Origin of the sequence: Vibrio sp. ES.051 (assembly GCF_002563795.1) — a bacterium.
GTDB lineage: Bacteria > Pseudomonadota > Gammaproteobacteria > Enterobacterales > Vibrionaceae > Vibrio.
In genome coordinates, this window is sequence record NZ_PDJL01000006.1 from 153784 (window position 1) to 166121 (window position 12338).

Here is a 12338-nt window from a genome sequence, read left to right on the forward strand (position 1 = left end):
CCAAAAATTAAATCGAAGTGAGTTTATCACAGCCCTTATCTGGGCTAAATATATCGTCTTAATTGAACCACTGACCCCAAGCGTGTTTAACCCACTCTCTTTCCGCCACAAATTTATCTTCTACAACATCCGCATCTAAATTAAGGAGATTTCTTCGATGTATTTCATTGCGCATCGAAGTATACGCTCGTATCAGTTGCATCGCTTGCTCTTCATCCATGACGTTTTGTGCAATGAGGGTTTCAAAAATTCTCACGTTATCACACCAACGGGTCAGTTTCGGTTTATCGTGACTATAATTGAGCACTAAGTACTGAGCGAGAAACTCGATGTCGGTAATGCCACCAATATCTTGTTTAAGCATAAAACGGCCTGGCTTTTTACCACCTAAATGACCACGCATTTTTTCCCGCATTTTAACGACATTGTTTTTTAACCTGACTTGGTCTCGCTGCTTGCACAACACATCGTGACGAGTATTGTGGAAGGCGATTGCAAGTGGCTCATCCCCATAAATCATTCGGGCACGTACAAGCGCTTGATGTTCCCATGTCCAGGCTTCTTGGTGCTGGTAATCCTCAAATGCATCGGTTGGACTGACCAATAAACCTGATATACCTGATGGGCGTAAACGGGTATCCACTTCATATAAGATGCCCGATGCAGTGCGGGTTGAGAAAATATGAATAATGCGCTGCGCCAACCGAAGGTAAAACTGACGGCCATCAATTTCTTTCTTGCCATCAGTACACACATTGACTGGACAGTCATGCAGAAAAACGATATCGAGATCAGAGTTATAGCCAAGCTCCCAGCCCCCAACTTTGCCATACCCCACCACGGCAAAGCCTTTTCCTTCACGCTCTTGCACGTGAGTTGGCTCACCATATTTCTCCGAGACTTGTAACCAAGCTTGGCCGACAACCGCATCAACGATAGCTTCTGCTAAATAGGTTAAGTGATCACTCACTTTCATGACTGACAGCACTCCCGCAATATCTGCGGCGGCAATACGCAGAATACAGATTTGCTTAAACTGGCGTAAAGCCTCCATCTGCTGTTCCATATCATCTTCAGGAATACGGGCAAGATAGTCGCGTAACTCCGTTCGGTAGCTATCTAAAGGAATCGGATTATACAGCTGCGCCGGGTCGATCAACTCATCGAGCAGAATAGGGTAGCGAGATAACTGCTCAGAAATCATTGGACTTGAGGTACACAAGCGCACCAGCTGCACCAAGGCGGCTGGATGTTCATCCAATAACTCTAAGTAAGTGGTTCGTGTGCAAATATTGTGCAGTAAATGCAGCACTCGCGGTAAGCCAAATTGAGCATCGGAATGAGCAAACACCGCATCAAACACTTTGGGCATCAAACGATTCAACACTTCACGTCCGCGAGGCCCGAGGGTTTTCTTGGCTAAATCCGCTTTAAAGTGAATGATGGTTTTGGCGCACAAGACAAAATCGTCGACTTGGATATCATGCTGTAAAATATGCTCAAGTACATCCTGCTTTTTGGCCATATCCCATAATTCATGGAAGTGACGGGCAACAGTGGTACTTTCATCTTCTTCGTCATCACCAATAAGCGACTCAAACACTTGATGCACATTTTCCATGTGCTGTTGTGTTTGCTCAATCAATTGTTCCCAAGATTCCAATCGCATCGCAGTGGCCAGTTTTAAGCGTTCCGTTTCGCCGTCAGGCAGCGTCTGCGTTTGCTTGTCCGCCATGGCCTGCAGCAAATTCTCTAATTGCCGCAGGTATTTGTAGGCGGCTTCCAAGTCACTCACGTCTTGAGGGGGCAGTAACGCCAGCTCTTCAATCCCCTGCAGCGTCTCCAGTAAACCTCGATTGCGCAGACACGGTTCCCGCCCCCCTCGGATCAATTGGAAAACTTGCGCGATAAACTCAATCTCTCGAATCCCACCCGCGCCTAATTTGATGTTGTTACTTAATCCTCGACGACGCACTTCACTGCGGATCATCAATTTCATCCGGCGTAAAGATTGAATCGCGCTGAAATCGATATAACGACGAAAGACAAAAGGACGCAGCATTTGACGAAGCTCTTGGTACTGCGAATACATTTCACATCCCATCACTCGTGCTTTGATCATCGCATAGCGCTCCCAATCGCGTCCTTGCTCTTGGTAGTAATCTTCCAATGCGGCATAACTCATGACCAAAGGACCACTTTCACCAAAGGGGCGTAACCGCATATCAACACGATAACAAAACCCATCAAAGGTTTGTTGATCAAGCGCTTTGATAATGCGTTGACCCAGACGAGTAAAGAACTGTGCATTGGCAATGCTGCGGCGAGCACCTTGAGTTTCACCGTTTTCAGGGTAAGTAAAAATCAGGTCAATATCGGAAGAGAAGTTTAACTCGCCTCCCCCCAATTTTCCCATCCCAATCACCAACATTGGTTGCGCCTCACCTTCAGCATTGGTGGGCGTCCCCCACTCTTTACAACACGCCTGATATTGCCACTGGTAAGTTTCAAAGATCATCGCTTCGGCCAATTGAGATAAATGACTTAAGGATTCTTCAAGTGTCCAAGTGTGCATGAAATCTTTCCACGCGATGTAAACCATTTCTCGGTTACGAAACTGTCGCAATACTCGATGGCCGGCCACCTCATCCTGGCAATCGCTCAATCGAGCTGCGAGTCGCGATCGATAAGATTCTTGACGACTCGACTCGGCCAACATGGCTGGTAACTCACGCGCTAATACCTCATCTCGATGAATCGCTTCGGTAATGAACTGACTCAAACCAGACACATAGCGATACTGCTTTGCGATCTCAGTTGGCCAAAGAGCGAAGTAACCCGCTTCTTGGGCATTTTGTATGGCAAGTTCAGCGACAGAAATCAGTGGCGAAGGCAGCTGCATTTTTCTTCCTTGTTTGAAAAGCACGGTAATACACTCTTTTATACCAGAATCAGTACCAATAAAAACGCCCACAAAAAGGTTGTGGGCGTTTTATCAAAAGTTCACGACTGGATAAAAGTTAGACTTGGAAAGATTTTATCTTCTTATCTAACTCACCAGCATTGTTTTGCATCATTTCAGACGTTTCAAGTAGTTCGGTCACCACAACGACGGAAGCTTCCACCAGTTCGCGTACATTAGTGAGGTTCTGGCTCATCTCTTCTGCCACGCTACTTTGCTGGCCAGAAGCTGTCGCAATTTGGAAGTTCATGTCGTTGATCTGCGTCACTTGCCCAACAATACCATCGAGCTCAGATCCAGCATTAGAAACCAACTCGTTTCCATCAGCCGCTTCCACAACGCTTTTCTCCATCAACTCTACTGCAGACTCCGCACTAGTTTGTAATTGTGTGATCATCTCTTGAATTTCAACCGTCGCTTGTTGAGTTCGCTGTGCAAGATTGCGGACTTCATCCGCGACCACGGCAAAGCCTCGACCGGCTTCTCCTGCTCGAGCGGCTTCTATCGCCGCGTTCAGTGCAAGCAAGTTAGTTTGTTCAGAAATACCTTGGATGGTACCAACTACGCTGCCGATGGCCTCCACGCGTTCTTCAACTTGATTTACTGCGTGAGCGGAAGAAGCAATATCGGTAGAAAGCTCCCTCATTTTCGCCATCGTACTTTGTAAGAACTGTTGACCAGAGATCGCTTGCGTTGACGCGTGCTCAGTAAGAGAGGAGGCTGTCTGAGCATGCTCTGCAACCGTTTGAACGGTCGAAGACATTTCGCTCATCGCGGTAGCAAGTTGATCAATCTCATTAAACTCTTCTTGTGCCGACTCTTTGGTTTCCGACATGCTCAGGGTCATGACTTCCGTCAATGTCGATAATTCGTCCGAAGCGTTGATCTGCATTCCGATCACGTCGTGCAGTTGGCGACGCGTCTTTTCAAGTTCACGTGCCACATCTCCGTATTCATCTTTACAATCCATGCCAAAGGGAACAGAGAGGTTCTTGTTGGCCATTAATTTAATCGCGTCATTCAGATATTGCGTTTGACGTAGCATCACTCGCGCGGCCGCTAGGAGCAATACAACAAAAACAATAATAAGTAGCCCGGTTTGCCAGGCGATTTGCGTTAAATACGCTTCATAGTGTTGCTGAGCAACCTGCGCGTTTTGTGTCGCGGCTAAAAGTGAATCGTGAAAGGTGTTTGCGTCCCACAGTTGTTTCGCCACTATTAGGACGGTGCTGAAGACCATCAACATGACCATTTTAGGGATCAGTCGTATGTCGGATATGACCCTTTCCCATGGCTTAAATGCCAGCTTTTCCATTGTCAGTTCTCCATCGAGTCTTATATAGTCTTTTTATTGCTTACCGTGATGGTCGCGCTAGGATGCCATTACACGATTTATTTCGAGCTTCGTATGAAAAATAATGATATCAAAGACAGCACACGACCGATGGGCCTGTTGTCACTTATTTTGTCTTTTATGGCACTATTTGTGATCTCTGGCTTGTTGTTTTTCTCTATTGATCACGAAACCCGTCAAGTACTTATCGGTCTGGATTTCATAATCTGTAGTATTTTTCTATTACAGCTCACCATTGATTTGATCCGGTCCACAGATCGGTGGTTATTTCTTAAACGTCATTGGATAGATTTTGTGGCGAGCATCCCAATGATCGAGCCACTGCGCTTTGCTCGTATCTTTCATATTCTGCGAGTGGTATTAGTTCTGCGCTCTTCAAAGTTCATTCTGCATCAGCTCAAAGAAAACCGCCGCGAAACCACAATCGCCTCAATATTGTTGTTGATGGTGATCCTCATTACGATCGGTTCTAACGCAATGCTGTTTATCGAAGCGAAAAATCCAGAAGCGAATATTCGCACCGGAGCCGACGCCTTGTGGTGGGTCTTTGTTACGATCTCGACCGTTGGTTACGGCGATCATTATCCGGTGACCTCAGGAGGAAAGTTTTTAGCCGTCATCATCATCGTTTGTGGTGTGGGGATCTTTGGTATGATTTCAGGTCTTATCACCTCCATTCTAACGGCACCCACCAAACAACAGACGCACAGTTCAATCAATAAAGAACGTATGCTTGAGCAACTCCTGAGCCAACAAGCCCAAATACTAGAGCGACTCGACGTTATGGAAAAAGAGCAGCAACAAAGCAAAATCAAGACAAAAAAATAGGACCGTGCGGTCCTATTTTTGTACTTATGCTCAGAGTGATCATTGACGCCAATAAGGCTGCACTTCCACACTGATCGCTCGGGTTTGATCCATAGCATGCAAAATTGAACGCTCTTGACGGTGCAGCCAACGTTCTAGTTGCTCTTTCTCACCATCTTCCAGCATATCAACCAGCGGCAGTAAGTGATTCAACATCAGTAGGTCATCAATTCCGTGTACTAAATCAGCCCAAGGAAGGCGGAAGCTGTTGCGCTCATCACAGTTGTATAAGCTCGCAAAGCCAATGCCCGTATATAGATTACGTAGCAAGCGGTAACGCTGGTCAACGTACTCTTGTGCCGAGAGATCACGCTCTGCCGGGAACGCTTCTACCAATTCAGCCCACGTACGATCCAGCTGCGTGACTGAAAACGGCATGATGTTGCTGGCCATTTTTTCACGCGCTTTTTCATCAAGAAACGGCTGCCAGCCACGCGCTAAAATCCAGCGGCTAAGATCCAGCAGTAACCCGGTGTAACGCGCGGAATTGAGCAGCCCTAGCACTGCTTCACGGCTTGGCAGCTCTTGTAACTGCTGAGTTAACTCAGACACTAAGAACTTACGCGCATCCAGCTTACGAAGTACATTACCTTTATCATCTAAGAGTTCTTTAAGGTGCGCATGCTCATCTAACCAACCCAACTCTTCTTCTAACCATTTTAACTCTTGACGCAGAATCGCACTGGCACGGCGAGGGACAACGCCGCCAAAGATGGTCAACGTTTGACGAATAAAACGAATCGCATTACTGATTTCACGCAGCGCTTCTACATTGTCACGCTCTGCGTAAATTTGCTCATGATAATGCCAATGTGACAGCGCATGCTCCAGCGAGTTAATCAAGCAATACTCAATTGTATCAGTCGGGCTACTATCCACCAACGCCAGCGACTTCACTTCGTCTCCAGTGTACCCAGCCGCCAGGCGATAGCCTTTTGCCGCTTTGCTTAAGTTACCCAAGCGCATGCCGCCATCTTCACAGAAGCAGCGAGCAAGCGAGAATAGCGCATCTGTTTGACCCGATTTTAGTTCAAGTTCAACTTCACAAATCGGTTCTTGCTTCTCTTCCCCATCTTCGCCTTTGGCAACGACCATACCTTGATCAAACGCGACCTCAACTTGGCTACCATCAGGCATGCCAATCAGCCACTGTTCACGTGTGAAGTTAGTCGAAAAAAGCGGCGCAAGTTCAGACTGAAGCGTTTCTGCATCTTTACCTGACGGCCAAATATCTGAGGGGTGTAGTGAAAGGTCCGGTTCATCACTGGTGTGCTCAGCATTGTATTCTGGCCTTTGATGCAAGCCTGCGACAACGCGCCCTGCAGTCTTTACGGTTTGGACAAAAACATCATCAAAACGGCGAATTCTTAAACCAATGTCGTGCTTTCTAAGCCATTTATCGGCGGTGTCAAAATAGGTGTTACCTAAGTCACGACAACTATGCTGAAGTACTTTTGTCTCAGCAATTTTTTCTCGTAAAGTTTCTGAAAATTCTGGAGAAACAAAAAACTTCAGTTCTATTTCGGTTTCCATAGCGATACCTTTTAAAGCAGATAGAAACAGGATATGGCGATATTTCTCGCACGGCAAGCGAGAAATATCGCCGGAATGATGATCTAAAACAGTTTTAATGAGCGATTTAATGCGTTAACATGCGCGCCTTTATAGCCATCGTTCAACATTTCGCCAAGCACTGAAAAATGGTGTATGTTTTTTTAAGGTTATAGTTATTAGGTTGAATGACCATGCCAGTAAATACAATTATGGGGTTATTTGCAAAGTCCCCAATTAAGCCTTTGCAACGCCACGTGGTGTGTGTCAACGAATGTTGTTCACACTTGGTGAAATTCTTTGAAGTATCTTCAAAGGGTGACTGGGAAAAAGCAGCAGAAATTCGCGCACAAATTTCTCATCTCGAGAAAGAAGCGGATGTGCTGAAACGTGAAATCCGTCTAAAACTGCCTCGCGGTTTGTTTATGCCTGTCGATCGTACTGACATGCTTGAGCTCCTGACTCAACAAGACAAACTTGCAAACCTGGCAAAAGACATTTCTGGCCGTGTATATGGTCGTCAACTTGTCATTCCAGAGGCTCTCCAATCAAACTTCCTCGCTTACGTTCAACGTTGTCTTGATGCGGCTAATCAGGCGCAAAAGGTAATCAATGAACTTGATGAATTACTCGAAACTGGCTTTAAAGGTCGAGAAGTGACGCTCGTTGCTGAAATGATTCATCAATTAGATGCCATCGAAGATGATACCGATGCTATGCAGATTGAACTTCGCCAACAATTGATGGCGATTGAATATGGCATGAACCCTATCGATGTCATGTTCTTATACAAGATTCTTGAATGGGTAGGTGGTATTGCCGACCAAGCGCAGCGCGTAGGTGCTCGTTTGGAAGTGATGCTATCTCGCTCTTAAAACATAAGTTAACCACATAACGAAGAGCATAATGAACTCGTGTTACAAGGACGATGACTATTTTCATCGTCTTACGATTTGGCACGTGTAAAATTTTGTTCCGCTTGTTATAAAACAACTAGGTATTACGATGGATATCCTTGCGAACTACGGCACTGTCCTGATTATTGTTGCAGCGCTTTTTGGTTTCATGATGGCGATTGGTATTGGCGCGAATGACGTGGCTAATGCGATGGGGACATCAGTAGGTTCAAAAGCGCTAACGGTGAAACAAGCTATCATCATTGCGATGATCTTCGAATTTGCAGGTGCTTACCTTGCTGGCGGTGAAGTAACAGACACTATCCGTAAAGGTGTAATCGAAACTTCTTTATTTGCTAGTCAACCTGACGTTCTTGTCTACGGTATGATGTCAGCGCTGCTTGCGGCTGGTACTTGGCTGCTTCTTGCTTCTTACATGGGCTGGCCTGTATCCACGACTCACTCAATTATCGGTGCTATCATCGGTTTTGCGTGTGTGTCAGTCGGTACTGAGGCAGTTGACTGGGGCAGTGTTCAAGGCATTGTGGGTAGCTGGATCATTACACCGATCATCTCTGGCTTCTTTGCATACTTGATTTTTGTTAGCGCACAACGTCTGATTTTTGATACAGAAAGCCCGCTAATCAACGCGAAGCGTTTTGTACCCGTTTACATGTTCATCACGACGATGGTGATCGCGCTAGTTACCATCAAAAAAGGCCTTAAACACGTTGGTCTTCATTTGACAAACGGTGAGGCTTGGGCTTGGGCTGCAGTTGTATCTGCCTTGGTGATGGTCGGTGGTTACCTATATATCCAGAAGAAATTCGCTAACCGCGAAGAAGACCATGGTTTTTCTGGCGTAGAAGGTATCTTCAGCGTGCTAATGGTTATCACTGCTTGTGCAATGGCATTTGCACACGGTTCAAATGACGTAGCAAACGCAATTGGTCCACTTTCTGCGGTCGTATCGACCGTTGAGCACATGGGTCAAATCACCGCGAAAAGCAGTATCGCATGGTGGATTCTTCCACTTGGTGGCGTTGGTATTGTGGTCGGTCTAGCAACGCTTGGTCATAAAGTAATGGCGACCGTTGGTACTGGTATCACTGAACTAACACCGAGTCGTGGTTTTGCTGCTCAGCTTGCAACCGCATGTACTGTCGTGCTTGCGTCTGGTACTGGCTTACCTATTTCAACGACTCAAACTCTCGTGGGTGCAGTTCTGGGGGTTGGCTTTGCTCGCGGTATCGCTGCACTTAACCTCGGCGTGGTACGCAACATCGTTGCATCATGGATTGTCACGCTACCAGCTGGTGCGCTACTGGCCGTGGTATTCTTCTATGGCATTCAAGCAACGTTCGCTTAAGCACTCCGTCAACAGAGTGTAAGCACTTTGTCATTATTGACTCAAACGCACAGAAAGGGAGGCTTTGCCTCCCTTCTTTGTTGCACCGACGTTTGAAACTACATACTATTCGTCTATTTCTGGCTCCAATAATTCGGTGCCAATGCTGTATCCAAAAAAAATCGTTAAGGGATTTACTGTGAAAAAACTAATCATCACGGTTTTGTTTACTTTGCTAGCAGCGCCAGCGGCCCTAGCAGCAGACCGTTATATTTCTGATGACCTATTCACTTTTATGCACTCAGGTCCAAACAACACTTACCGTATTATTGGGAGTGTTAACGCCGGCTCTAAAGTACAACTAATAAAAGCAAACAAAGACACTGACTACACGCAAATTCGTGACTCTCGTGGCCGCACTGGTTGGGTACAAAGCAAATTTGTGACAAGCCAAGAAAGCATGGCTATCCGTCTTCCTCGTATTGAGCAAGAACTGGAGAAAGTGAAAGAACAACTCGCAAATGCTCGTCAAACGTCAGATGCAGAAAAAGCCGGTTTAGTCACCTCACTAAAAACACGCAACCAACAGATTGCTGATCTTGAGAATAAGTACTCTGAGATCAGTGTTCAGCTGACGTCTGTTGAAACAGAAAACCGTGAGCTCAGTGCAAAACTTGACACCCAAAAAGATGACATGTTGCTGAAGTACTTCACTTACGGCGGCGGAGTCGCAGGTTTAGGTCTGTTATTTGGTTTGATTCTTCCTCATATTATTCCTCGCAGAAAGCGTTCTCCTTCAGGTTGGGCATAAGCCTTCTCTATCTCGTCCTCAATGTGTAACCATATTTCAGGGCGAGGTACTAAAACGAAAAAAAGCCAGCGTTTTTCAACGCTGGCTTTTTAATCGCTAAACCAATCATGAATGAGTCAACGTTTACCCTTTCCATTCATACAAAGCCGGTATACGGATCTGCTCGCCTTGAAACTCAACAATCACCGCTTGTGGTTGTATTTCCTTTAACGTGACTTGGCCATCGACGATATCACCTTGGTGGTACTCAATATTGTTAATTTTAACCCAGCGTCGATTGACATCACTGGCGTACATATGTGTTTGTAAGTTAAGCGCAGGCAAACGCCCCTGCCATCGCCGAGCATTACGCTCTAACTCATTGACCCGTTCTGCTTGTGGTGACAGAGAGTCATCTCGCGACAATGCATTTTCGACCTTTCTTGCCAAATTGGGCGATAACGAGGATAAATCGAGATCATCCAAAGATAAGCTTAACTTCTCTCCCCCACGGGAGGAAGGTTGATTATCGCTTCGCGTAGGCGATGACTCATTGGCCTGCGTATTATTCGCGTATTCTTCTTCTGCCGTAAAGGTGCCAATATCATGAGAGAGTTCTGCTCTTGGCCATTCTCTTGGTAATTGAGCAAGCTGACTGGTTTGTGGGTAATCTAACGTTGCGAATGGCTGTGCGACTTCAATTGTAGTGATTGGTGTTGCCGCCCCAACTGGCAGCGTAAGCAGGTCCAAATACCAAGCGCCCCCGATTGCTGATACGGTGATCGGCAACAGAAAGAAGCCTACATGTTTAATGAGTGACATTAGGCGTCCTCCTTTTCAATACGTTCCAGTGTAGGAGCGCCTGGTTGTACGGCTTGTTGCAAACGCTCTAGAGTTCGTTTACCAGCAATGCCATCAACACCAATTCCTTGCCAGCGCTGAAATAACTCGACTCGCTCTTTTATCGCCCCATCAAAAACTTCCGTATCAAACGGTGGTTCGTTGACGGCTTCAGCCAGCAATCTATCTAAGACTTCGATTGCGGGTCCTTCCATATCTAAACGCAACGTCTCTTTCAGTGGGGCCTGCCATAACTCAATAATGTTGCCGTGCCACATCGGTTTTAGCCATGAAACGGGCAAACGTAAGCGTTGTTTGTCATTGAGGACTTCCACTTTGTCATTACCTACCGCATATAAAATGACGTACCCCACTTCTCCCTGATGGTTCAGCTCTAAAATCACCGGGCGATTTTGCTGTATTAACAACGGCCATGTGGCCATTTTTCTCTCACAACGCATGGTCGATTGCGGTTCTGACAAACAAAGGTTATCTCGAACCGAGGCTTGATATCCCCATAAACGATATAAATCGTTGATTGCTAAGTTTGATTGTTTTTGTTCTAGTAGCAAGCGGCGTTGTTCATCCGTTAACTGCTTGCTGATAGTCACGGGGACAGGTTCATCACTCGGCTTGGTGATTTCAGCTAAAAGTGACACCTGCTTGATGGGCATATGATTCATCACCCCCCAACCAACCCCCAATGCTGCGACAACCCCAACCGCAGAAGAGCCCCAAGTAGGCCAACGGAATGAGTGGCGTACTTTGCTATCTTGTTGGTAAATATCGGCCTGAAACTGCATGACTTCTTCACAGGCTTGCAAGACGATTGGTTTATCAACCACAACGCTGCCTAAGTGGTAGCTCATATTTAGGGCTTTATCACAAATGAGATTGATCAATCTTGGGATGCCATGACTGTATTTCGAAATCAGCTTGCAGGAGGCGCGATTGAACAATTGCTGATTGCCACCCGCCGTATGCAGCCGGAATGCGATGTAATCTTCCGTCTCTTTTTCATCCAATGGCAATAAGTGGTAGCGCCCTGTAATGCGCTGTGCGAGCTGACGCAATTGCGTTGTTTGCAAAAGTCTCTGTAGTTCTGGTTGCCCAACCAATAAGACTTTGAGTAGTTTTCTGGTGTCAGTCTCGAGATTAGTCAATAACCGCAACTGCTCCAGCACGTCAGCGGCTAGGTGCTGCGCTTCATCAATAACAAGCAGCGTTTGCCATCCCGCACGGTAATTACCCAGAAGATAATCGTTGATTACTTGGCTTAGCTGTTTGAGGTTCGCATCAGGTGGGTAAGTGACTTTAAACTCATCACAGATAGCCTCCAGCAAATCTCGGCTCGAAAACGTCGGGTTGAGGATCAGCCCTGCTTTGGTATCATCACCTAAGTTTGCCAGCATGGCTTTTGCCACAGTGGTTTTGCCTGTGCCAACCTCGCCTGTCAGCATGGCAAACCCGCCTCCATCGCCCAATCCAGCTTGGAGATGCGTAATTGCTTCTTTATGACGTTGGCTCAAATACAAATAACGTGAGTTCGGAACAATTGAAAATGGTTGTTCTACAAACCCAAAAAAGTCCTTATACATTAGGCTCTCCAGCTAAAAAACCACCCTGTTAGATACATCTAGATGTAAACATAGATGCATCTGCTCTCGGGAGTAAAGAAAAGTACCATTGCTTGCTACAATGTCCAACGGCACATCAATAAATTAAGAGGT

General features: G+C 46.2%; 9 protein-coding genes. 4 read left to right on the plus strand and 5 right to left on the minus strand.

Annotated elements, in window-relative coordinates; all coding sequences use genetic code 11:
- Nucleotides 1-58 precede the first annotated feature (58 nt).
- Nucleotides 59-2902, minus strand: coding sequence for a bifunctional [glutamate--ammonia ligase]-adenylyl-L-tyrosine phosphorylase/[glutamate--ammonia-ligase] adenylyltransferase (gene glnE, locus ATG66_RS17790; protein ID WP_098416562.1), 2844 nt, complete (start codon nt 2900-2902; stop codon nt 59-61).
- Between the two features lie 118 nt (nt 2903-3020).
- On the minus strand, nt 3021-4277 hold the full coding sequence (locus ATG66_RS17795) for a methyl-accepting chemotaxis protein (RefSeq protein WP_098416563.1): 1257 nt from the start codon (nt 4275-4277) through the stop codon (nt 3021-3023).
- A gap of 48 nt (nt 4278-4325) precedes the next feature.
- Between ATG66_RS17795 and ATG66_RS17800 the strand changes: the two genes are divergently transcribed.
- Nucleotides 4326-5144, plus strand: a complete 819-nt coding sequence (locus ATG66_RS17800; RefSeq protein ID WP_098416564.1) for a potassium channel family protein — start codon at nt 4326-4328, stop codon at nt 5142-5144.
- 39 nt (nt 5145-5183) lie between these two features.
- On the opposite strand, the gene ATG66_RS17805 is transcribed toward ATG66_RS17800, so the two are convergent.
- Nucleotides 5184-6716, minus strand: a complete 1533-nt coding sequence (locus ATG66_RS17805) for a CYTH and CHAD domain-containing protein (RefSeq protein ID WP_098416565.1) — start codon at nt 6714-6716, stop codon at nt 5184-5186.
- A 212-nt stretch (nt 6717-6928) separates the two neighbouring features.
- Between ATG66_RS17805 and ATG66_RS17810 the strand changes: the two genes are divergently transcribed.
- From ATG66_RS17810 to ATG66_RS17820, 3 genes are all read left to right on the plus strand, one after another.
- Entirely contained in the window at nt 6929-7609 is a 681-nt protein-coding gene (locus ATG66_RS17810; RefSeq protein WP_179885721.1) for a TIGR00153 family protein, read from the plus strand.
- Between the two features lie 130 nt (nt 7610-7739).
- Complete coding sequence (locus tag ATG66_RS17815; RefSeq protein WP_098416567.1) at nt 7740-8999, plus strand: inorganic phosphate transporter; 1260 nt, start codon at nt 7740-7742, stop codon at nt 8997-8999.
- Between the two features lie 178 nt (nt 9000-9177).
- Nucleotides 9178-9789, plus strand: coding sequence for a TIGR04211 family SH3 domain-containing protein (locus tag ATG66_RS17820; RefSeq protein WP_098416568.1), 612 nt, complete (start codon nt 9178-9180; stop codon nt 9787-9789).
- 123 nt (nt 9790-9912) lie between these two features.
- Here the strand turns inward: ATG66_RS17820 and ATG66_RS17825 are convergent, their stop codons facing one another.
- Both ATG66_RS17825 and ATG66_RS17830 read right to left on the minus strand, forming a co-directional pair.
- Nucleotides 9913-10590: a general secretion pathway protein GspB gene (locus ATG66_RS17825; protein WP_098416569.1), complete on the minus strand. Its 678-nt coding sequence runs from the start codon at nt 10588-10590 to the stop codon at nt 9913-9915.
- Entirely contained in the window at nt 10590-12206 is a 1617-nt protein-coding gene (locus tag ATG66_RS17830; protein ID WP_098416570.1) for an ExeA family protein, read from the minus strand. The genes ATG66_RS17825 and ATG66_RS17830 overlap by 1 nt, the downstream gene beginning before the upstream one ends.
- Between the last annotated feature and the right edge of the window lie 132 nt (nt 12207-12338).

What these genes read in the sequence shown, in the direction of transcription:
- glnE (WP_098416562.1), bottom strand. Translation starts at nt 2,902, where the DNA reads ATGCAGCTGCCTTCGCCACTGATTTCTGTCGCTGAACTTGCCATACAA.
- ATG66_RS17795 (WP_098416563.1), bottom strand. Translation starts at nt 4,277, where the DNA reads ATGGAAAAGCTGGCATTTAAGCCATGGGAAAGGGTCATATCCGACATA.
- ATG66_RS17800 (WP_098416564.1), top strand. Translation starts at nt 4,326, where the DNA reads ATGGTCGCGCTAGGATGCCATTACACGATTTATTTCGAGCTTCGTATG.
- ATG66_RS17805 (WP_098416565.1), bottom strand. Translation starts at nt 6,716, where the DNA reads ATGGAAACCGAAATAGAACTGAAGTTTTTTGTTTCTCCAGAATTTTCA.
- ATG66_RS17810 (WP_179885721.1), top strand. Translation starts at nt 6,929, where the DNA reads ATGCCAGTAAATACAATTATGGGGTTATTTGCAAAGTCCCCAATTAAG.
- ATG66_RS17815 (WP_098416567.1), top strand. Translation starts at nt 7,740, where the DNA reads ATGGATATCCTTGCGAACTACGGCACTGTCCTGATTATTGTTGCAGCG.
- ATG66_RS17825 (WP_098416569.1), bottom strand. Translation starts at nt 10,590, where the DNA reads ATGTCACTCATTAAACATGTAGGCTTCTTTCTGTTGCCGATCACCGTA.
- ATG66_RS17830 (WP_098416570.1), bottom strand. Translation starts at nt 12,206, where the DNA reads ATGTATAAGGACTTTTTTGGGTTTGTAGAACAACCATTTTCAATTGTT.